The sequence below is a fragment of the Streptomyces sp. NPDC042102 genome (assembly GCF_055582305.1).
On the sequence record NZ_JBVJDL010000004.1, the window covers coordinates 567,668 to 588,741 of the forward strand.

The 21,074-nt window shown below is 74.7% G+C and carries 18 protein-coding genes; 10 read left to right on the forward strand and 8 right to left on the reverse strand.

What is annotated here, in order from left to right:
* Nucleotides 1-75 precede the first annotated feature (75 nt).
* Entirely contained in the window at nucleotides 76-675 is a 600-nt protein-coding gene (locus tag ACZ6KO_RS20640; RefSeq protein ID WP_469305434.1) for a TetR/AcrR family transcriptional regulator, read from the forward strand.
* A gap of 48 nt (nucleotides 676-723) precedes the next feature.
* On the opposite strand, the gene ACZ6KO_RS20645 is transcribed toward ACZ6KO_RS20640, so the two are convergent.
* The 5 genes from ACZ6KO_RS20645 to ACZ6KO_RS20665 are packed head-to-tail and all read right to left on the reverse strand — an operon-like array spanning nucleotide 724 to nucleotide 8,300.
* The gene (locus tag ACZ6KO_RS20645; protein WP_469305435.1) at nucleotides 724-3,333 is read right to left on the reverse strand and encodes an acyl-CoA reductase; all 2,610 of its coding nucleotides are present in this window, start codon (nucleotides 3,331-3,333) and stop codon (nucleotides 724-726) included.
* A gap of 2 nt (nucleotides 3,334-3,335) precedes the next feature.
* The gene (locus ACZ6KO_RS20650) at nucleotides 3,336-4,484 is read right to left on the reverse strand and encodes a LuxE/PaaK family acyltransferase (protein ID WP_469305436.1); all 1,149 of its coding nucleotides are present in this window, start codon (nucleotides 4,482-4,484) and stop codon (nucleotides 3,336-3,338) included.
* Nucleotides 4,481-5,671 carry a GNAT family N-acetyltransferase gene (locus ACZ6KO_RS20655; RefSeq protein ID WP_469305437.1) on the reverse strand — a complete coding sequence of 397 codons (1,191 nt, stop codon included), beginning with the start codon at nucleotides 5,669-5,671 and terminating at the stop codon, nucleotides 4,481-4,483. Before ACZ6KO_RS20655 ends, ACZ6KO_RS20650 begins: the two co-directional genes overlap by 4 nt.
* Nucleotides 5,668-7,029, reverse strand: a complete 1,362-nt coding sequence (locus ACZ6KO_RS20660; RefSeq protein WP_469305438.1) for an MFS transporter — start codon at nucleotides 7,027-7,029, stop codon at nucleotides 5,668-5,670. Before ACZ6KO_RS20660 ends, ACZ6KO_RS20655 begins: the two co-directional genes overlap by 4 nt.
* Entirely contained in the window at nucleotides 7,026-8,300 is a 1,275-nt protein-coding gene (locus ACZ6KO_RS20665) for a phenylacetate--CoA ligase family protein (protein ID WP_469305439.1), read from the reverse strand. The genes ACZ6KO_RS20660 and ACZ6KO_RS20665 overlap by 4 nt, the downstream gene beginning before the upstream one ends.
* 451 nt (nucleotides 8,301-8,751) lie before the next feature.
* On the opposite strand from ACZ6KO_RS20665, the gene dhaK reads away from it, so the two are divergent.
* The 4 genes from dhaK (at nucleotide 8,752) to ACZ6KO_RS20685 (ending at nucleotide 11,978) form a co-directional block, all read left to right on the forward strand.
* Nucleotides 8,752-9,756 (forward strand): dihydroxyacetone kinase subunit DhaK, encoded by a 1,005-nt coding sequence (gene dhaK / locus ACZ6KO_RS20670; RefSeq protein WP_469305440.1) that lies wholly within the window; start codon nucleotides 8,752-8,754, stop codon nucleotides 9,754-9,756.
* Nucleotides 9,757-9,812: 56 nt separating this feature from the next.
* Entirely contained in the window at nucleotides 9,813-10,421 is a 609-nt protein-coding gene (gene dhaL, locus ACZ6KO_RS20675) for a dihydroxyacetone kinase subunit DhaL (RefSeq protein WP_469305441.1), read from the forward strand.
* Between the two features lie 2 nt (nucleotides 10,422-10,423).
* Nucleotides 10,424-10,825, forward strand: coding sequence for a PTS-dependent dihydroxyacetone kinase phosphotransferase subunit DhaM (locus ACZ6KO_RS20680; RefSeq protein WP_469305717.1), 402 nt, complete (start codon nucleotides 10,424-10,426; stop codon nucleotides 10,823-10,825).
* A 106-nt stretch (nucleotides 10,826-10,931) separates the two neighbouring features.
* Entirely contained in the window at nucleotides 10,932-11,978 is a 1,047-nt protein-coding gene (locus tag ACZ6KO_RS20685) for a S66 family peptidase (protein ID WP_469305442.1), read from the forward strand.
* Between the two features lie 30 nt (nucleotides 11,979-12,008).
* Here ACZ6KO_RS20685 and ACZ6KO_RS20690 read toward each other — a convergent pair whose 3' ends face one another.
* A complete protein-coding gene (locus ACZ6KO_RS20690) occupies nucleotides 12,009-12,392 on the reverse strand; it encodes an RNA-binding S4 domain-containing protein (RefSeq protein WP_469305443.1) in 384 nt (127 codons plus the stop codon).
* A 135-nt stretch (nucleotides 12,393-12,527) separates the two neighbouring features.
* Here ACZ6KO_RS20690 and ACZ6KO_RS20695 point away from each other — a divergent pair, with 135 nt between their 5' ends.
* From ACZ6KO_RS20695 to ACZ6KO_RS20705, 3 genes are all read left to right on the forward strand, one after another.
* Nucleotides 12,528-12,923 (forward strand): TOBE domain-containing protein, encoded by a 396-nt coding sequence (locus tag ACZ6KO_RS20695; protein ID WP_401446388.1) that lies wholly within the window; start codon nucleotides 12,528-12,530, stop codon nucleotides 12,921-12,923.
* A 229-nt stretch (nucleotides 12,924-13,152) separates the two neighbouring features.
* Nucleotides 13,153-13,971, forward strand: coding sequence for a molybdate ABC transporter substrate-binding protein (modA, locus tag ACZ6KO_RS20700; RefSeq protein WP_469305444.1), 819 nt, complete (start codon nucleotides 13,153-13,155; stop codon nucleotides 13,969-13,971).
* A 138-nt stretch (nucleotides 13,972-14,109) separates the two neighbouring features.
* Entirely contained in the window at nucleotides 14,110-16,053 is a 1,944-nt protein-coding gene (locus ACZ6KO_RS20705) for an ABC transporter permease (protein WP_469305445.1), read from the forward strand.
* A 54-nt stretch (nucleotides 16,054-16,107) separates the two neighbouring features.
* Here the strand turns inward: ACZ6KO_RS20705 and ACZ6KO_RS20710 are convergent, their stop codons facing one another.
* A complete protein-coding gene (locus ACZ6KO_RS20710; RefSeq protein WP_469305446.1) occupies nucleotides 16,108-18,216 on the reverse strand; it encodes a SpoIIE family protein phosphatase in 2,109 nt (702 codons plus the stop codon).
* Between the two features lie 70 nt (nucleotides 18,217-18,286).
* Here ACZ6KO_RS20710 and ACZ6KO_RS20715 point away from each other — a divergent pair, with 70 nt between their 5' ends.
* Entirely contained in the window at nucleotides 18,287-18,760 is a 474-nt protein-coding gene (locus ACZ6KO_RS20715; protein WP_469305447.1) for an SRPBCC family protein, read from the forward strand.
* A 16-nt stretch (nucleotides 18,761-18,776) separates the two neighbouring features.
* Here ACZ6KO_RS20715 and ACZ6KO_RS20720 read toward each other — a convergent pair whose 3' ends face one another.
* Nucleotides 18,777-19,280, reverse strand: coding sequence for a hypothetical protein (locus ACZ6KO_RS20720; protein WP_469305448.1), 504 nt, complete (start codon nucleotides 19,278-19,280; stop codon nucleotides 18,777-18,779).
* 425 nt (nucleotides 19,281-19,705) lie between these two features.
* Here ACZ6KO_RS20720 and ACZ6KO_RS20725 point away from each other — a divergent pair, with 425 nt between their 5' ends.
* Nucleotides 19,706-20,995 carry a streptophobe family protein gene (locus tag ACZ6KO_RS20725; RefSeq protein WP_469305449.1) on the forward strand — a complete coding sequence of 430 codons (1,290 nt, stop codon included), beginning with the start codon at nucleotides 19,706-19,708 and terminating at the stop codon, nucleotides 20,993-20,995.
* Nucleotides 20,996-21,074: the final 79 nt, after the last annotated feature.

The following is a 21,074-nucleotide window of genomic DNA, read 5'->3' on the forward strand; positions in this document are numbered from 1 at the left end:
GCACACATGTGCGCCGTCCGGCCCGGGTCCGTCCCGGGCCGGACGGCGCACGCGCAACCACGGGGGGACAGACCTATGGCACGGATGCCTTCGGCCGAGCGGCGCCGGCAGCTGACCGAGGCGGCGATCCGCGCGATGACCCGGGACGGGGTCCCGCGCACCACCACCCGGTCGATCGCCGCCGAGGCGGGCGTGTCGCTGAGCGTCTTCCACTACTGCTTCGACTCCAAGCAGGAACTGCTCGAATCGGTCATGACGACGATCACCGAGCACTACATCGCGGTGGTGACGGAGGCGATCCGGCCCCGCGCCACGGTCCGGGAGACCATCAGGGCCGGCTTCCAGGCGTACTGGGACCATGTGGCCGCCCACCCCGGCGAGCACATGCTCACCTACGAGCTCACGCAGTACGCGCTGCGCCAGCCGGGGTTCGGGCACCTGGCCCGGCGGCAGTACGAGCTGTACGCCGAGATCTACGAGGCGCTGATCGAGCAGCTCGCCGCCAGCATGGAGCTGGACCCGAGCGTCAAGGTGCCCGTCCTGGCCCGCTACCTGGCCGCGATGACGGACGGGCTGACCCTGAACTTCCTGGTGGCCGGGGACGCGGGCGCCGCCGCGGACATCCTCGACCTGATCGCCGACCACGTCGCGGACCTGTTCCGCGCCGACACCTGACCGAAGCGGTTCCGGCCACGGCCCCGGCCCCGATCCGCCGGACAGACACTAGCCGCGCGCGTCGACCACCGGGCGCAGCTTGCCGCTGGCCGGGCTGCGGTCCAGCGCCGACCCGTCCACCGCCTCGGCCACCAGGTCCAGCAGCCGCTCCGACACCGCCGAGCGCAGCTCCGGGTAGCCGGCCAGGAGGGCCTCGCGCAGCGCCTCGGGAGCGGCGGGGCCGATGGCGCCGGCCCGTTCCACGCGGACGGTGAGCCGCTCGCGGGTGTCGTGCCCGGTGAGCCGGATCTGGAGCTCGCCGGTGTAGCCCGCCTCCTCGGCCAGGGCCACGAAGCGCCGGTGGTTCAGGAAGTACGTCGCCACCCGCATCACGTCGCCGAGCCGGCCGAGCAGCTCGAAGCGCGGGGCGTGGCTGCCGCAGGGGCAGCGCCCGGGAACGGCGCGGCCGAGGTCGCCGATGACGTAGCGGCCCAGGTGCTGGCCGCGCCGGGCGTGCGTGGTGAACACCAGCCGGCCCGTCTCCCCCGGCGCCACCGGCCGGTCGGCCCCGGTGTCGAGGATCTCCAGGGTGTGCAGGTCGGCGTGGAGGTGGTGGACGCCGCCGGAGCTCTCGGTGCACTGGTAGCCGAGCGGGCCCAGGTCGGTGCTGCCGTAGGTGATCGAGCGCACGACCTCGATGCCGAAGGTGTCCTTCAGGACGCGCTGCTGCTCGTCGGTGAAGCGCTCGCCGCCGTAGAAGACCTTCTTCAGGCCGCCGTACGCGCGGAAGGCGTCGGCCTCCTCGTGCAGCAGCTGCCACAGGTAGGAGGGCATCCCGAAGAGGGTGTCGGCGCCGTGGTCGATCACGGCCCGGGCGGTGGCCCGGTGGTCGGGGCCCGCAGCCAGGGGCAGTTGCACGCCGCCCAGGCGCTCCAGGATGGAGAAGAAGCTGATGAAGCTGCCGTACATGCCGCCGCAGTAGAAGAGGTTGGCGGTGCGGTCCCCCACCGGGTCGTAGCCGGCGGCGAGCAGGCCGCGGGCGGCGGCGTGCATCTGGGTGTCGTAGTCGTCGTAACTGAAGAGGGACAGGGCCGGATCGCCGGTGCTGCCGCCGCTGCGGAAGTACAGCTCGGCGTCGGCACGCGTGACGTGCCGGTTGAGTTCCTGCACCTCCTCCTTGCCCAGCAGCGGCCCGGTGGGCGCGGGCAGGACGACGGGGCGTGCCAGGTCGTCCAGGCAGGCGGTGGTGGCGAAGCGGGCGGGGTCGGCCTGGACGGCGACGCGGCGGCTGTAGCGCTGGAGGGCGTAGACGCCGTCGTGCGGCTCGCCGGCGTAGCTCGCGAGCATGGCGCCCAGCGGGGTGACGCGGGTGACGCCGGCGGCCAGGACGGTGCGGGAGAGTTCGGCGACGTCGGTGGGGCTGCCGGCGAGCCCCGCGGTCTGGAGGTAGCGGCGCATGGGGCGCAGCGTGGCGATCAGCCGTTCGCGCGGCAGCGGCTTGACCCACACGCTGCGGTGGAGCGGGGAGGCGGTGAGCGCCGGCCGGGTGTCGGCCATGACCCGCCAGGAACCGTCGGCGGCGGCGAACACCCGGGTCAGGCCGAGGTGTTCCTCCAGCCGGGCGACCAGCTCGGTGGTGGTCAGCTCGGCCTCCTCGGCCGGGCCGGGCCCGGGGTCGCCGGGCGCGGGCACGGCCGGCGGCCGGGTGGCCAGCACCTCGGCGAAGCGGGCGGCGAAGGCGAAGACGGCCTCCTCGTCCGCGGTGTCGAGGTAGACGACCTGCGGGCTGGAGCAGGCCTGCTGCTCGAACCGGCACACGTCGTCGGCCAGGGCCTCCAGCGCGGCCGGGTCCTGCCAGGCGTCGGCCGTCAGGTACGCGAAGGAGATCCGGTGTCCCCACTCCACCAGGCGGCAGCCCGGGGGCACATGGGCGGCGACGCCCTCCACCGCGCTCTCGCCGCCCCAGACGGCGACGGCGTCGGCGGGCGCGCACATCAGGCGCAGCCAGTCCTGCCGGGCGGAGGAGAAGCGCAGCACGATGACGCGGGCGGCGACGGCGCCGGTGGGATCCAGCGCGGCCAGTTCGGCCAGCAGGGCCCCGGGCAGCAGGCTGTCGGCGCCGCTGGTCTTGAGGATGTTGACGTTCCCGGCGAGCAGGCCCTCGACGATGCTGAGCGGGGCGACGGTGACGGCGTTGCCCGGGGCGATGTGCGCGACCAGACCGACGGGTGCCCAGGCCTCGTACACGCTCTCGCGGGCATCGGGGCGGTTCAGCCGGCCGGGGGCGGTGGTGCCCAGTTCGCGGCGCAGCTTGCGGGTGAGTTCCGTGCGGCTCAGGAAGGTGCCGAGTTCGGTGAGGACGGCAGGGTCCTCGCCCTCGGGCAGGTGGCGGGCGAGCCGGGCGCGCACCGGGTGCTCCGGGTCGCACAGGGCGGTGCCCAGGGCGTCGCAGGCGGCCAGCAGCGTCTCGGTCTCCAGCGGGGTGGCGAGCGCGGCCTCGACGAGGGCGGGCAGCCCGGCCAGGCGGTGCCCGGCCTCCTCGTCGCCGATGAAGGCGCCCTGCCAGTAGTGCGGCGCACCGGCGGCGGGCTCGGGCACGGGCACGGGGATGACGGCGGTACTCAGATCGGTGGGGGTCACGTCGGGGGTGATGAGGTCGGTGGTGATGAGGTCGGACACGGTCAGGACAGTCCCTTCAGCAGTTCGGCGGCGGCCACCGCGCAGCTCCGGTTGCGGCTCACCCCGGCGCGGCCGTGGACGGTGAACCACGGCGTGCCCAGCTCGCAGCCGCACTCCTCGCCCGGGTACAGGGAGGCGAGGTCGCCCATGACGACGCTCTGCGCCGGTACGGAGGTGATGTAGGGCGAGACGAGGTGCAGGTAGCCCTGCTCCCCGTGGGGCAGCGGCTCCAGGGTGCGCGTGGAGCGGATGGTGACGCGGGACCAGACGGGCGCGTGCAGGCGGTGATGGTCGCACTCGATGTACGGGATGCAGTGCTCGACGGAGCCGAAGGTGTCCCGGATCCGTTCCCCGGGGATGCCCAGCTGCTCGGTGACCCGGGCGTACAGCTCCTCCTTGCCGATGCGCCGGTCGGCGTGGCCCTTCCAGCCGCCGCCGAGGACCACGAGCGAGCCCTCGGGCAGCCGCAGGGGCGGCAGCCCCATGGCCCGCATGCGTTCCAGGGTGAAGAAGAGGAAGGCGGGGAAGCCGAGGATGCGCACGGGGGCGTCGTCCTCGGCGAAGCGGCGCAGGGCGGCGACACAGCCGAAGGGGTCGAACTCGTGCTCGCCGCCGGTGTGGCGCAGGGCGTACGTGACGCTGCGGGCCGGGGCGAAGTCGCACAGGTAGTTGTCGGTGAAGGAGGTGCCGAGGTTGAGGTCGGGCGCCGGCTCGTAGCTGTAGAGCAGGTAGTTGACCTCCTGCTCGGGGGTGATCCAGCCGTTGCGCTCGAAAATCCGGGCGACCATGCGCTGCGCGGAGCGGATGGTCCAGGTGTCGAAGAACATCTGCGACTTCTGGCCGGTGGTGCCCGAGGAGGTCAGGTGCAGGTCGACCTCGTCGCGCGGGATGGAGAGCACCTCGTGGCGCTTGAAGAAGTTCGCGTGGACGAGCGGGGTGCGGTACGGCCGCGCGGGCGGCGTGGCCTCGTACAGCGAGCGGAAGAACGGCGAGCGCGCGGTGTGCCAGGCGTTGATCTCCGCCATGGCCGCGTCGAACAGCTCGTCGGCCTCGGGGCCGTGGGCGTACGGGTCGGTCAGGTCGCACAGGCGCTGCACGTGCGGCAGGAGGGCGGGGTCGGGTACGCCGACCGGGGCGAGATGGGGGTTCATGAGGCAACCTCGAGTGTGGGCAGGTAGGTCGACGCCCAGGCCGACAGGTAACAGTCCAGGTAGGGCTGGAGGGGCGGTTCGACGGCGACGCCGCGGAAGTCGATCTGCTCGGTGGAGCGGGAGAGGACCACGTAGTCGTGGAAGCCGTCGCCGTCGCCGTCCGCGCGCATGGCCGGGTAGAGGGCCCCGGCGACGAAGCCCTGGGCCAGGAAGGCCGCGAGCGCGCCGTGGTGCGCGAGCGGGACCAGTGCCTCCACATAGCTCGCGCCGGCCCGGGTCAGGGTCCTGGTGACGATGTCGAGGTGGGCGGCGGCCGCGGCGGGGTCGGGGTGGACGGCGAGCAGGGAGCAGTACCCGCCGGTGCGGTTGAGGTGGGCGAAGACCTCGAACCGGCCGTCCTCGGGGGTGAGCAGCACGTTCGGCGTGTGCAGCGGGTAGAACCAGCCGCCGGCGTCGGGGAAGCGCTCGCGCAGGCGGCGGCGGACGAAGGCGGGGGCCTCGATCATCTCCAGCCGCTCGGCGGGGTCCGCGTCCGCGACGGCCGGTGCCGGGGCGGCCGGGGCCGGGGCGGCGGTGGGGCGCACGTCGCGGTAGCTGACGCCGAGGCAGCTCCCGGCGGTCCGCAGCAGCGGCAGCAGCGGAGCGGGGACCTCGGGCACCGGGACGCGGCGGTCCAGTACGCCGTCGGCGTGGCGGGCGTACAGGGCGAGGCTCTCGCGGCTGCTGAGGTCGACCGCGTTGGGCAGGATCCCCAGCGGGCGGAAGCCGTTGCGCGCGACGACGCGCTGTGGGCCGGGACTGACGGTGCGCACGGTGGCGTACACCGAGTCCAGGCGTCCGGTGTCGAGCATCCGGGCGCACAGCACCCCGGTCAGGGCGGCGGCCAGGCCCCCGGAGCGGTGCTCGGGGTGCACGGCGAGCCCTTCCAGGCGGCCGATACGGCTGCCCGGCTCACCGTGGACGGCGGCGGACGCGGCGAGCGCGCCGGTGTCCCGGCGGCGGGCGACGAGCCACAGGGAGTGCGGGTCCTCGATGAGCCGGGCCATGACGGCGGGGTCGGTGCCGAGGGCGGCGGGGTAGTGGGGGCCGTAGACGGCGTAGTAGAGCTGGCGCAGCTCGGCGATGTCCGCGGCGGCGGCCGGCGCGATCCTGACGTCCGGTCCGTTCACGCTCCGCGGGGCGCTCATCGCTCACCTCCGCGGGACCGGCCCAGGAGGGCCAGGGCGCAGGCGGCCGGGAGGAGACCGGCGGCCTGGATCAGGCACAGCGTCTGCGCGGACAGGTGGTCGCCGGCCAGGCCGAACAGGAGCGAGGCCACCGGGAAGGAGGCCCCCAGCACGGCCTGCATCACGGCGAAGAAGCCGGGTTTGTCGGCGGCGGGCACCAGCCGCTGGAACAGGGCCACGAACCGGACCCCGATCACACCGACGCACCAGCCGGCCACGGCCAGGCCGCCGGCGATGACCAGCCGGTCGGCGACCAGGCCCGGCAGGGCCAGGGCGAGGGCCATCAGGCCCAGGCAGTACGCACCGGTCACGGTGGGCCGCCCCGGCACCCGGGCGCCGGTGACGGACCCGATCAGCGTGCCGGTGCCGAGGGCCGCCTCCAGGAGGGCCACCGTGGAGCCGCCGTCGCCCAGGACGGACCGGGTGTAGAGGGGGATGACGACGAAGACGGCGGTGGTGAAGAGGTTGGCGGCGGTGAAGCAGACCAGGATCCGCCGGACGTACGGGAGTTCGCCGAGGATACGGCGCAGCGTGCGCCGCTCGGTGACGCCGGACCCGCCCGGCTCGCCCCGGCCCTCGGCGCCCGGCGCCCCGGCCGTCGTACGGAACCGCGTGCCGGCGATGAGCAGCGCGGCGCCGAGGTAGGCGGCCGCGCAGCCGGCGGCGAGTCCGCTCACCCCCGCCCGGTCGACGATCACGGCGCCGAGGAGCGCCCCGCCGAGGCCCGCGAGGGACTGGGTGGAGAGTTCGAATCCGGTGGCGGTCTCGATATCCGCGTCGTCGACGAGTTCGGGCACCGAGGTGGTCAGGCAGGGGTCGAAGAAGGCCTGGCAGGTGGCCAGCGCCAGGGCCGCGGCGTAGACGGCGGCCAGCGGCAGCTCGCTCAGCTGGGCCCACCCGGCCAGGGCGCCGGCGGCGGCGCCGGCCAGCGCGGCGGCCGTCCGCAGGACCGAGCGGTGGGCCGTGCGGGCGACCGCTCGGGCCACGACCGGGGCCAGCGCCACGGCGGGCAGCGTGCTGACGGCCATGAACAGCCCGGAGGCCAGGCCGCGTCCGCCGTCGACGGCGTAGGCGACGAGCCACCAGGAGACGCCGACCTGGAACATGCGCACGGCGGCCTGGGTGAGGACCTGGCCCAGCCAGACGGTGCCGAAGGCACGGTTGCGCAGGACCAGCGGCAGCCGGCGGGCACCGCCGCCGTCGGGGCCACCGGTGGCGGGGGCCGCGGACGCCGCATGCGCCGTGGATCCGGCGCCGGCCGGGGTGGCGGGAGGGGCCGTCGCCTCGTTCGCCTCGGGGGCGGCAGGGGTGGCGGTCACGTCGTCGGCCTCTCGTCCAGGACCCGGATCAGCTTGCCCGAGCGCGGGTTGACGGCGAGGTCGCGGTGGCGCGCCCATTCCACCGCCGGCGGGTGGACGAAGCCGGCGCGGACGCTGTCCGGGTACAGCGGCCGGGCGGTCTCCAGTTCGGTCACGACCGCCCGGGCGAGTGCCTCCAGACCGGCCGGATCGTCCTGGTCGGCGGGGGCGGTGGCCAGCCGCAGCACCAGCCCGTCGCGGCCGTCCCAGCGGCGTACGACCAGCTGGGTGCCCACGATCCGGCCGGCGGCGTCGGCGGCGGCCACCGCGTCCTGCGCGTCCTGGGAGTACAGCGACACCGGGCCCACGCGGACGCCCTCCTCGGCGCGGCCGAGGATGCGGAAGTGGCCGGCCGCGGGGTCGGTCCATTCGGCGCGGTCGCCGGCGGGGTAGCGGAGGATGGGCATCAGGCGGCGGAACAGGCTGGTCACGACGACCCGTCCGGGTCGCCCGGGTTCCGTGATGGGCTCCCCGGTGGTGTCGTCGAGGATCTCGACGACGGAGTACGGGGTGAAGGCCCGGTGCACCCGGGCGTCGGGTCCGGGCACGGGGCGGCCGAGCAGGCCGGCGTCCACGCTGGCGTACCCGAGGGAGCGGGCCTCGGCGCGCGGGAACGCCGCGGCCAGCAGACGCCGTTGGTCGGCGAAGAGGGCCTCGCCGCCGAAGAGGAGCAGCTCGACGGAGTCGAGGCGGAGGCCGGCGGCGATCACGTGTTCGGCGAGCCGGCACAGGGTGGTGGGGGTGCCGGCCACGGCCTGGGCGGCGAAGTCCCGCAGGGTGGGGACCGTCGACTCCAGGGGTGCGGCGCCGCCGATGGGCAGCCGGACGTTGTCCACGGGCGCGTGGGCGAGGGAGTCGAGGACGAACAGGAAGCTGGCGTACAGCTCGCCCGCGTAGAACAGGTCGGCGACGCGGTGCCCCGGGCGCAGGCCCGCGTCCATCAGCCCCTGGCCGAAGGCGGTCACGAAGGTGCGCCATTCGTCGCGGGTGTAGACGGAGAACTTGGGGGCTCCGGTGGTGCCGCCGGTCTTGTAGACGGTGGCCTCGGCCAGTGGGCCGGTCAGGACGCGGTTGCCGTGCAGGGTGTTGGCCGCCCAGAAGGCGCTCTGGTCGACGACCGGGAGGTCGGTCAGGCGGTCGGTGTCCGGTGGCAGGGACGCGTAGAGGTCGCGGTAGAAGGGCGAGTGGTGGCGGGCGAAACGTATGAGGTCCGATAGCTGATGAGCGGACATGGGCCTTTGCCTAGGGATGTCGGTACGGGGCAGGAGTCACCGCGCGGCGGCATGGCCGGGCCAGGTCTTTCGCCGCCTGCGGGATGGTGTCGGTGTACGGGGGAACCCCCGCGCCCCCGCTTCCTCGACGCGCGCCGAAGCTGACGCGCAGTCACGATCATCGGACATCATCCTGCCAATCGCAAAATCAGCCGAATATCTTCCGGCCATCGTGGCCGATATCGAAGATTCTTGCGCAATCAACTAATTCCCCGCCCGGACCGGCACTCCGGCCGGCACGTCGCCAGCACTCCGCCGGCACTCCGCCGGCACCCGGCCCGCGACGCGGCGCCGGCCGTACTGGTCCCCGGCCGCGCGCTCCCCTACCGTCACCATCAGACGTACGCAGCCGCAGCAGCCACACCGGGCGCCATGCTCCGCACCGTGCCCGTCGAGCCCACCAGGAGATGCCATGAGCATGCTGATCAACAGCCCCGGGACCGTGGTCGCCGACGCGTTGCGCGGGATGGCGGCGGCCCATCCGGACCTGGACGTGGACGTGGAACGGCGCGTCGTCGCACGCCGCGACGCGCGCGGCAGCGGGCGGGTCGCGCTGGTGTCCGGCGGCGGGTCGGGGCACGAGCCGCTGCACGCCGGGTTCGTGGGGTACGGGATGCTGTCGGCGGCGTGTCCCGGGGAGGTGTTCACCTCGCCCGTGCCCGATCAGATGGTGCGGGCGGCGGCCGCCGTGGACGGCGGGCAGGGGGTGCTGTTCGTCGTGAAGAACTACACGGGGGACGTCCTCAACTTCCAGATGGCCGCGGAGCTCGCCGAGGAGGACGGGATCCGGATCGAGAGCGTCCTGGTCGACGACGACGTGGCCGTGACCGACAGCCTGTACACGGCGGGGCGGCGCGGGACCGGGGCCACGCTGTTCGTGGAGCGGATCGCCGGGGCGGCGGCCGAGGAGGGGGCGCCGCTGGAGCGGGTGGCGGCGCTCGCGCGGCGGGTCGACGAGGCCTCGCGCAGCTTCGGGGTGGCGCTGAGCGCGTGCACCACGCCGGCGAAGGGCAGCCCGACCTTCGAACTCCCCGACGGCCAGCTGGAGCTGGGCATCGGCATCCACGGGGAGCCGGGGCGGGAGCGGCGCCCGATGATGACGGCGGCGCAGATCGCGGAGGTCGCGGTGGGGGCCGTACTGGAGGACCTGCCGGACCCGGCGCCGGCGGGCGGGCCGGTGCTCGCGCTGGTGAACGGGATGGGGGCGACGCCGCTGCTGGAACTGTACGGATTCCACGCGGAGGTGGCGCGGGTGCTGGCGGAGCGCGGGGTGCCGGTGGCGCGGACGCTGGTCGGAAACTACGTCACCTCGCTGGACATGGCCGGGTGTTCGGTGACGTTGTGCCGGGCCGACGAGGAGTTGCTGCGGCTGTGGGACGCGCCCGTGCAGACCGCGGCCCTGCGGTGGGGCCGCTGACCGTAGGGTGGCCCCGGCGGCAGGACACGACGACGGTGACGACGTGAGGAGACCGGGTGCGTGACGCGGAGTTCTTCCGGCGCTGGATGGCGGCCGCGGCCGCCTCGGTGGCCCGGGAGGCGGACCGGCTGACGGAGCTGGACTCCCCCATCGGCGACGCCGACCACGGCAGCAATCTGCTGCGCGGCTTCACGGCGGTGCGGGGCGAACTGGAGGACCACGACGCGGCCGGCACGCCGGGCGAGGTGCTGCAACGGGCCGGGCGGACCCTGATCTCCACGGTGGGCGGCGCGTCCGGTCCGCTGTACGGGACGCTGCTGCGCCGCACGGGCAAGGAGCTCGGCACGGCGGCGGAGGTCTCCGACGAGGACCTGCGCGGGGCGCTGGACGCCGGGGTGGCCGCGGTGGCCCAGCTGGGCGGGGCGGCGCCCGGCGACAAGACGATGCTGGACGCGCTGGTGCCGGGGGTGGCGGCGCTGGGTACGTCGTACCGGGCCGCCTGCGACGCGGCGGAGAGCGGCGCGCTGGCGACCGTACCGATGCTGGCGCGCAAGGGGCGGGCCAGCTACCTGGGTGAGCGGAGCATCGGGCACCAGGACCCGGGGGCGACGTCGTCGGCGCTGCTGCTGCGGGCGCTGGCCACGGTGGCGGAGGAGGACGCGTGAGCATGGTGGGCGTGGTGCTGGTCTCGCACAGCGCGCGGGTGGCGGAATCGGTGGCCGAACTGGCCCGCGGCCTGGCGGCGGGCGGCCCCGCGGCCCCGGTCGCGGCGATCGCCCCGGCGGGCGGCACGCCGGACGGCGGCCTCGGTACGAGCGCGGACGCGATCCTGGCGGCGGCCCGTGCGGTGGACGGGGGCGCGGGCGTGGCCCTGCTGGCGGACCTGGGCAGCGCGGTCCTGACGGTGAAGACCCTCCTGGCGGAGGACGAACTCCCGCCGCACTCCCGCCTCCTGGACGCGCCGTTCGTGGAGGGCGCGGTGGCCGCGGTGGTGGCGGCGTCCGCGGGCGCCGACCTGGACGCGGTCGCGACGGCGGCGGCGGAGGCGTACGCCTACCGCAAGATCTGACCCGCGCGGCCGGAACCCGCTCCGCCGCTCCCCGGTGACCTGGGAGGGGCGGGGTGGGGCGGAAAGGGCCGGGCGGGAGATCGACGACAGGCCCTAGGCTCGCGGGATGATCACACCTGTGTACCCGCCGAAGCCCGTGCCCGGTGACCGGGTCGCCGTCATCTCGCCCTCCGCCGGGCTGCCGGGGCTCTTCCCGCTCCCCTACGAACTCGGACTGCGGCGCCTGCGCGAGGAGTTCGGGCTGGAGCCCGTGGAGTATCCGACGACCCGGAAGATGGGGGCCACCGCCCGCGAGCGGGCCGACGACATCCACGCCGCGTTCACCGACCCCTCCATCGCGGCCGTCTTCTCCAGCATCGGCGGCGACGACCAGATCACCGTCCTCCCCCTGCTCGACGCCGACCTGATCCGGTCCCACCCCAAGCCGTTCTTCGGGTTCAGCGACAACACCAACCTGCTGGTGTTCCTCGACGCCCTCGGCATCGTCGGCTTCCACGGCTGCAGCGTCATGACCGCGCTCGGCCGCCCCCACCGCCTCCACCCGCACACCGCCGAGTCGCTGCGGGCCGCCCTCTTCACCCCCGGCCCCTACGAGCTGCGCCCCGCCGAGCGCTACGGCGACACCGACCGCGACTGGGCCGACCCCGCTACCTTCACGGCCGAGCCCGACGCCCAGCCGGCTGCCGGCTGGACCTGGCACGGGCCCGAGCGCGTCGTCGAGGGCCGCGCGTGGGGCGGCAACGTGGAGATCCTGGCCTGGCTGCTGATGGCCGACCGCGGCATCGCGCGCGAGAGCGAGGCGTACGCCGGCCGCGTGCTGTTCCTGGAGACCTCCGAGGAGCTGCCGGCCGCCGAGGAGGTGTTCCGGATCCTGCGCTGCATGGGCGAGCGGGGCCTGCTGCGGCAGTTCCCCGCGCTGCTCATGGGCCGTCCCAAGGCCTGGTCCCTCGACCGCCGCAACGACGACGAGGCCAAGGCCCGGTACGCCGCCGAGCAGCGCGAGGCCGTCCTGCGCGCCCTGGCCGCGTACGCCCCGGACGCCGTCGCCGTCTTCGACGTGGACCTCGGGCACACCGACCCGCAGCTGGTCATCCCGTACGGCGGCACGGTCCGCGTCGACGCCCCGGCCCGCCGGATCACCGTCACCTACTGACCCGGCTGACCTGCCGCCGGGCCCGCGCCGTCAGCGGCCGCGGAGCTGGTCCATCTCCCGGCGCTCGCGCTTCGTCGGGCGGCCCGCCCCGCGGTCGCGCAGGCCCACCGCCTCCGCCTCGATCCGGGTCGGGGGCGGCGGGCTGTTGTCGACGAAGCACTCCGCCGCGACCGGCGCGCCCACCCGCTTGGCCACGACCCGCCGGACCACCACGATCCGCTCGCGCCCCGCGTGGAAGAGGCGGACCTCGTCGCCCGCGCGCACCGGCTGGGCCGGCTTGGCGCGCTCGCCGTTGACCTTCACGTGTCCCGCCCGGCAGGCCGTCGCCGCGACCGAGCGGGTCTTGGTCAGGCGTACCGACCAGATCCAGCTGTCCACGCGCGCGCTCGCACCCGCCGTTCCCTCATCAGCCATGCCCCGACTCTAGCGAGCACGTCGCGCGTCACCGGAAATCGTTTTTGGCGGATACGACAATCAGCGTGGCAACTGCCATGTAGTTCACGCCCAGAGAGTTGCAGATGCGGCCGATACCCGCCTACCTTGGCGCGCATGCAGTCCTACACCATCGGTCAGGCGGCGCGTCTGCTCGGCGTCAGCCCCGACACCGCGCGCCGCTGGGCCGACGCCGGCCGCGTCGCGACCCACCGCGACGACAGCGGCCGCCGGCTCATCGACGGCCGTGACCTGGCCGCCTTCTCCGTCGAGGTGGGCCAGGGCGCCCACACCGAGGACGACGAGCCGTACACCTCGGCGCGCAACGCCTTCCCCGGGATCGTCACCGCCGTCAAGCTCGGCGACGTGGCCGCGCAGGTCGAGATCCAGGCCGGTCCGCACCGGCTGGTCTCGCTGCTGACCCGCGAGGCCGTGGAGGAGCTCGGCCTGGAGGTCGGCATGCAGGCCACCGCCCGCGTGAAGTCCACCAGCGTGCACATCGACCGTACGTAGCCCGCCCCGCGGGCGGGTCACCCGGCCACCCGGCCACCCGGCCACCCGGCCGAAGAGTCATCCGGCCGCCCGGGCCGCTCCCGTGCGGCCGTACGCCGCCCCCGCCACGACTCGCTCGCCGTGCACCGCGGCACCCGCTGCCCGTGTGGCCACCGCCGCCCACACGTCGTCCCCACCCGCTCCGCCCGTCACCGGCGCGGGTCTCCACCCTGACCCGAGGAGCACCACCGTGTCCGTCACCGTCTCCCGCCGCCGCGTCGCGGCCGCCGTCGCCACCGCCGCCCTGCTCGTCCCGCTGTCCGCCTGCGGCAGCGACGACAGCGAGCAGGACGCCGCCGCACCGTCCACCGGCAGCTCCGCCTCCGCCTCCGGCGAGGTCAAGGCGGCCAACCTCACCGTCCTGGCCGCCTCCTCCGTCACCGACGTCTTCAAGGCCGCCGGCGCCGCGTACGAGAAGGCGCACCCGGGCACCAAGGTCACCTTCTCCTTCGCCGGCTCCCAGGAGCTCGCCGCGCAGGTCAAGCAGGGCGCCCCGGCCGACGCGCTGGTCACCGCCGACACCAAGACGATGGACGGCCTCAAGGCCGAGACCAACGACCCGAAGATCATCGCCAAGAACCGCCTGGTCATCGCCGCCGGCAAGGGCAACCCGCACAAGATCGGCGCGCTCAAGGACCTGGCCGACACCAAGCTGAAGGTCGTCCTGGCCGCCCCCGAGGTGCCGGTGGGCCGCTACAGCAAGGAGATCCTGGACAAGCAGGGCGTCACGGTGAAGCCCGTGTCCCAGGAGCCGAACGTGCGCGCCGTCCTGTCCAAGGTCGAGCTCGGCGAGGCCGACGCCGGTCTCGTCTACAAGACGGACTCCGCCAAGTCCAAGGACAAGGTCGAGACCGTGGAGATCCCCGACGACCAGAACGCCGTGGCCTCCTACCCGGCCGCCTCGCTGAAGGGCTCCAAGAACGCCGACGCCGCCGCCGCGTTCGTGGCCTGGCTGAGCACGCCGGAGGCGCAGAAGATCCTCCAGGAGGCCGGGTTCCAGCAGCCGTAACCGCTGAGCTCCCGGTCGCCGGGAAGGAGGGACTGCCTGCACCGGGGGGACAGGCAGTCCCTCCGTGTCGTCGCCGCGCCCTCCGCCCCGGGCCACCGGCGGCCGCCACCGCCCTCCCCCTCGTCCCCTGGAACCTCCATGAGCAGACTCCGTACCCGCACCCCCGTCGCGCTCGCGCTGCCCGCGCTGCTCGCGATCGCGTTCCTGCTGCTGCCGCTGATCGGGATCCTCGTCCGCACCGAGTGGGGTGAGCTGGGCGCACATCTCACCACGCCCGGTGTGGTCGAGGCGCTCAAGCTCTCCCTGCTGGTGTCCTGCTGGGCGCTGGCGCTGTCGCTGCTGCTGGGTGTGCCGCTCGCGTGGCTGCTGGCGCGGGTGGACTTCAAGGGCAAGGCGCTCGTGCGCTCACTGGTGCTGCTGCCCATGGTGCTGCCGCCCACCGTCGGCGGTGTCGCGCTGCTGCTCGCCTTCGGGCGGCGCGGGCTGCTCGGGCCGTGGCTGGAGGGGACGTTCGGCATCACGCTGCCGTTCCACACCTCCGGCGCCGTCGTCGCGGCGACGTTCGTCGCGATGCCGTTCCTGGTCATCAGCCTGGAGGGGGCGCTCGGCGGCCTGAGGCCGAGCTACGAGGAGACCGCCGCGTCGCTGGGCGCCTCGCCGCTACGGGTGTTCCTCACCGTCACCCTGCCCATGGTCGCGCCCGGTCTGATCGCGGGCGCGGCGCTCACCTGGGCGCGCGCGCTCGGGGAGTTCGGCGCGACCATCACCTTCGCGGGGAACCTGCCCGGCACCACCCAGACCCTGCCGCTCCAGGTGTACCTGCTGCTCCAGGACCAGCCGGAGGCGGCCACCTCGCTGTCGCTGCTGCTGCTGGCCATCGCCATGGGCGTGCTCATCGCGCTGCGCGGCCGCTGGACCGGTACGCCCGCCGCCGCCCGTCCGCGCACGCCCGCGCCGGTGGCGGAGGAACCGGCGGCCGAGCCGGAGGCGGAATCGGCGCCGGAGGCGGTGCCGGCGACGAGGACCACGGCCGGAACCTGGTCGTTGCACGCCGAGGTGACCGGTTTCAACCGGCTCACCCTGGACGCCGAACCGCGGACGACCATCGCGGTGGTCGGCGAGAACGGGGCCGGCAAGACCACGCTGCTGCGGGCGCTGCTGGGCCTGACCCCCCGCGCGCACGCCGAACTGCGGCTCGGTGACACGGAGGTGACGGCGCTGCCGCCGCACCGGCGCGGCGTGGCGTGGGTCCCGCAGGACGGTGCGCTCTTCCCGCACCTCACCGCGCTCGCCAACACGGCGTACGGGCTGCGCGCCCGTGGTGTGGCCCGTGCCGAGGCCCGCCGGGAGGCGCAGGAGTGGCTGGACCGGCTGGGCGTCGGCCATCTCGCGCTGCGCAGGCCCGCGCAGTTGTCGGGCGGTCAGGCCCAGCGGGTCGCCCTGGCCCGCGCGCTGGCCGCCCGGCCCCGGCTGCTGCTCCTGGACGAGCCGCTGGCCTCGCTCGACCAGACCACGCGGGCGCACGTGCGGCACATGCTGCGACGGCACCTGTCCGGCTTCGGCGGGGTCTGCCTGATCGTCACGCACGACCCGGTCGAAGCGGTGTCGCTGGCCGACCGGGTGCTCGTGCTCGCCGACGGCCGCGCGCTGCAGGACGCCGCGCCCGCCGAGGTGGCGCGCCATCCGCGCTCGCCGTGGGTGGCGCGGATGTTGGGCCGCAACGCCTGGACCGGGACGGTGGGACCGGACGGTCTCGCGCTCGACGGCGGCGGCCGCCTCGTCGTGGCCGACCCCTTGCCGGCCGGCACCGCCGAGGGCGGCCGGGCGCTGGCGATCATCGCTCCCGAGGCGGTCTCCCTGCACCGCCGGCGCCCGGAGGGCAGCCCGCGCAACGTCTGGCCGGGCACCGTCCGTGAGATCACGGTCGTGGGCAGCCGGCTGCGGGTGCTGACGGCCTCGTCCGAGGCCCCCGACCTGGTCGCGGAGATCACGCCAGGCGCGGCGGCGGACCTCGGCCTCGCCGACGGCGTCACCGTGTGGACGAGCGTGAAGGCGACCGAGGTCACCCTGGTCACCCTCTGACCACGGGCCTCGTACGCGAAACGCGGGGGCGTGCGAGCCGGCGGAGGACGGTCGTCAGGTCGGGGCCGCCGCCCCGGGCAGGGCGGCCGCGGCCGCGGCCGGCGGCTTCGTGTCCGTCACCGCGAATTCGCACCACACGCATTTGCCGCCGCCCCTCGGCTCCACTCCCCACGCGTCCGCCAGTTGGTCCACCAGCAGCAGGCCTCGGCCCGACACCGCCCAGTCGCCCGGGTCCCTGCGGCGCGGCAGCGCGCTGGAGGTGTCCTCGACCTCCACGCGGATCCGGTCCTCGGCCGTCAGCCGCAGCGTCACGTGGCCGTCGCCGTCGGTGTGGACCAGGGCGTTGGTCATCAGCTCGTCCGCCGCCAGTTCGATGGCGTCCGCCCGGTCGCCCGCGCCCCACGCCGCCGCCGCGGCCCGGATCAGGTGCCGCGCCACCGCCGGACCCTCCTGGTCGCCCGGGACCAGGTGCTGGCGCAGCGGGCCGCCGCCGCGCGGGGCCGGCGTACCGCGGCGGCGCAGGACGAGCAGCGCCATGTCGTCGCCGCCGCCGGCGTCACCGACCAGGTCGCAGAGCACGTCGGCGAGTTCCTCGACCTCCGTCGGCCCGTGCCGGGCGGCTTCCATGAACGCGCGCATGCCCTCCTCCGTGTCGCCGCCCGGGCGTTCGATCAGGCCGTCCGTGCACAGCAGCAGCGTGTCGCCGGGGTGCAGTTCCAAGGTGGTGACCGGATAGCCCGAGCCCGTGCCGGTCCGCACGCGCGCCGGCAGGCCGAGCGGCAGCCCGCCCGCGACGGCCACCCGGTGGCAGGTGCCGTCACCGCGCCGGACCACGGGGTCGAGATGGCCGGCGCGGACCAGCTGCACGGTCCCGGTGTTCAGGTCCACCTGTGCGTACGTACAGGTCGCGAAGCGTTCCGTCTCCAGGTCCCGCAGGAAGGTGGAGGCCCGGGCCATCGCGGCGCCCGGTGTGTGTCCCTCGGTGGCGTACGCCCGCATCACGATGCGCAGCTGGCCCATCACGGCGGCCGCGTCCGTGTCGTGGCCCTCCACGTCGCCGATCATCACGCCGACCCGGCCCTCGCCGAGCGGGACCACGTCGTACCAGTCGCCGCCGATGTCCCGTCCCATCCGGGCCGCCCGGTAGCGCACGGCGATCTTCACGCCCGGGATCTCGGGAATGCGGCGCGGCAGCATGGCCCGCTGCAGCCCCTCGGCGAGGTCGTGCTCCTGCTCGAACAGGATGGCCCGCTGCAGGCTCTGCGCGATACCGCTGCTCAGCGCCACCAGGACGTTGCTCTCCTCGGCGGTGAAGTCGCCCTCGCGCGTGTAGAGCAGCCCGATGGCCCCGATCACCCGCCCCTGGGCGATCAGCGGCAGGTAGACGCCGCTGCGCACGGAGAGCGGCTCGATGTACGGCCACAGCAGCGGGTAGCGGTGTTCGAACTCCTCGCGGGAGGTGAGGAAGACCGGCTGCATGTAGCGCACGGCCTGGCTCATCGGGAACTCGGCGTCGATCCGCGTGTATTCGATCTCCGGTACGTACGTACCGAGCTGTCCCTCGGCCACCAGGTGCACCCGGGCGCCGTCGACGATGCCCAGCATCACGCTGACCGCGCCCAGATGGCCCAGCGCCTCGGGGTCCTTGAGGATGTCGGTGACGTCGTTGACGGTGCGGGCGTGGGCCAGGATCGCGGTGGTCCGCTCGACGACGCCCGTCATCCGGCGCCGGCCCTCGTCGGCCTCGCTGCGGGCGCCCGGTTCGCGCGGGTCGAGGGCCGCGTCGCGGACGATCCCGATGACCCGGTACGGGCGGCCGGTGCGGTCGCGCCGGATGTGGCCCTGGATGTGGGTCCAGCGGGCGGAGCCGTCGCGACGGCGGATGCGGAAGTAGGCGCCGTACTCGCTGCGGCCGTCCTTGAGGGCCTGGGCGACGCGGGCGTCGAGCCGGGCCTCCTCGCCGGGCGGGATCCGGGTGCGCAGCCCCTCGGGCGTGCCGGCGTACTCGTCGGGGCGCAGGTCGAAGACCTCGAGAGCGGTGGGATCCAGATGCATCTGCCCGCTGTCGAGGTCCCAGTCGAAGGTGCCCATGCGGTTGAGCGCGAGGCTCAGGTCCGGCCGGGCGGGCCACTCGACCTCCTGGGAGTCCGACCTGTCGGCCATGAGCCAAGCGTCTCACCGATCCGTGCGGTGCCGCGCGCGGGAAGGGGGACGGAGGGAGACAATCCGGAGCATGGAAAATCCTGAGGTCGTGGTGGAGCGCGAGATCGCGGCGCCGGCGGAGCGGGTGTGGCGGGCGATCACGGATCTGGAGGGAATGCCGGGCGTGCTGAGCGGGGTCGACGCGGTCCAGGTGCTGACCCCGGGCCCGTTCGGGGTGGGCACGCGCTGGCGCGAGACGCGCCGGATGTTCGGCAAACAGGCCACCGAGGAGATGTACGTGACGGCGTGCGACGACCGGGTACGGTACGTGGCCGAGGCCGACAACGCCGGCATGCACTACGTCTCCGAGTTCCGGCTCTCGGAACGCGCCCCGGGCCGTACGACCGTCCGGATGACGTTCTCGGCGCGGCCGGCCACCACCGGGCGGCGGCCGGGCCTCTTCATGAGGCTGCTGAACCGGCTGGGGACGAAGGCGGTGGCCAAGGCCGTCGCGAAGGACCTGGCGGACGTGGCGGCGGCCGTGGAACGCGGCGGCCCGGTCTGAGGCGCGGGGCGGCGCTCTACGGGGCGCCGTAGAGGCCCTTCGAGGTGGGTGTCGGCGTGGTCAGCGGTTTGGACGTCGGTTTGGACGTCGGCGTGGTCGGCGGCTTGGACGTCGGTGTGGTCGGCGGCTTGGGCTTGGGCGTGATCGGCGGCTTGGACGTCGGTGTGGTCGGCGGCTTGGGCTTGGGCGTGATCGGCGGCTTGGACGTCGGTGTGGTCGGCGGCTTGGGCCTCGGCGTCTCCGGGACCGTTCTGCGCGGGGTGGGTACCTGGGGTGCGGAGTACGTCGGCACCGGCGTCCACGACGGCTCGGACTCCGACGGCGTGACCGACGGTGTGACCGGCTCCGAGGCCGTCTCGGTCACCGTCGGCGAGGGCGAGGGCGAGGGAGACGGCGACGGAGAGGGCGGCCGTTCCGGCGGGGCGCCCGGGGACCGGGTCAGGATCACGATCAGGGCGACGACGGCGACGAGCATCGCGACGCCGACGGCGATCCAGGGCCAGGACTGCCACCAGGGCACGCCCCCGTCCGGCTCGGGAGGCGGCGGGGGCGGCTCCTGCCCTCCTCCGTCACCGCCGCCGCCCCCGGGGGGTGGCGGAGGGGGCGGCGGGGGCTCGGGCGGGGGCGCTCCCAGCCGGTCGTGGGAGAGCGGGCCCGAGGGCGGTCCCGAGGCAGGTCCCGAGGGCGATCCCGAGGCAGGTCCCGAGGGCGGTCCCGTGGGGGGCTCGGACGCCGGTGGGCCGGACGGTTGCGTGGTCACGGGCGCTCCTTCTCCCGGTCGGGGGACACCAGCCGCGGACGAGCCGCCGGGCCACGTGTGCGGTCATGCCATCGGGGCACGGAGCGGGGTCTCGGGGGATCTCGGGGGATCTCGATCACTCCCGCGGACCATTCTGTGCGCCCCTGCGGTGGTGGCCGCAAGCGGAGGCTGCCTACCGTGGCTGCGTGAACCGGACGTCCGGGGATTCCGCGAGGGCATGGCGGGACGCCCTCGTAGCGGTACTGGCAGGCTTCGTCGTGATGACGGCGGTCGCCGCCGCCGGACTGGCCTGCGCCGGTGCGGCCGGGCTGCCCGGCGGGGCCTTCCCCGAAGTGGTCGCCGCCGTCGTGGTGATGGCGGCCGGCGGAGCGGTCGACGTCTCCGGCGGTGCCGGGCTGCTGGCGGGCGCCGAGGCCTCGCTCTCGGTGCTGCCGCTGTCCGTGAGCCTGGCCGGGGCGCTGGTGACGGGCCTGTGCTTCCTGCGTCCGCTGCACAACCGGGCCGTGACCACCGCCCGCGAACTCCTGGCCAGGGCCGCCCCGCTGGTGCTGTTCTGGCTCCTGGCGCTGGCCGGCTGCGCCCTGTTCGCGCACCACACCTTCGGCCTGCTGCCCGGTGGCTCCCCGATCGGCGAGATCGGAGAGCTCCTCGACTCCACTCCCACCGTGGGTTTCCGCGCGGACCTGCCCGCCACCCTCGGCTACGGGCTGCTGTGGATCGTGGGCCTGCTGCTGATCGCCCTGCTGGTCTCCCGGCGCGCCCCGTTGCCCGCACCGCTGGTCCGTTTCCACCAGGCGGTCCGCCCGGCCGCCTTCGCCACGGTCGCGCTGCTGCTCGCGTACGTCGCCCTGGGCGTCGTCGCCGGCCTGGTCGTGGCGGGCACCCAGGACCACCCCGCGCGGACCCTGGCCGTGCTGCTGCTCGGGCTGCCGAACCTGGTCTGGGTCGCCTTCACCCTCGGGTTCGGCGGGGCCTGGCAGGGCCGCGTCGAGGGCCCGTTCGGGCTGCCGGTGCCGCAGGTCCTGGACCAGGTGCTGCGCACCCCCGACCTGTCCACGGTCGACGTGGGCTCGCTCGCCGCACACGACGCCCGGGCCTGGTGGCTGGTGGCCGTCGCGGCGGTCCTGCTGCCGGCCGCGGGCTTCCTGATGGCCGTACGCTCCCCCGCGCACGTACGGCCGTGGCGGCACGCCCTCCATCTGGCCGTGGCCCTGGCCCTCGGGGTCCTGACGGTGTGTCTGCTGTGCCGAGTGCAGGCCCGGTTCGGCCTGTCCCTGCTGGGCATCGGCGACGTGGACGGCCTCGGCGGCTCGGTCGAACTGCGCCCCGTGCTGTGGCGCACGGTGGGGCTGGCCCTGCTGTGGGGCGCGCTCGCCGGGTTCCTGGGCGCCCTGGCGGCCCGGCCGGTACACCGCCGCGGAGAGGTGGAGGGCACCCCGCCGGCTCCCTCCGGTGCGCCGCCGCAGGGCCGTTGAACGGAACCGGGGTCCGAACGTCCGTATGATCACGGACGCGGACGGGTGCACCGACGGCCCGGCCGCGCAACCGTGGAAA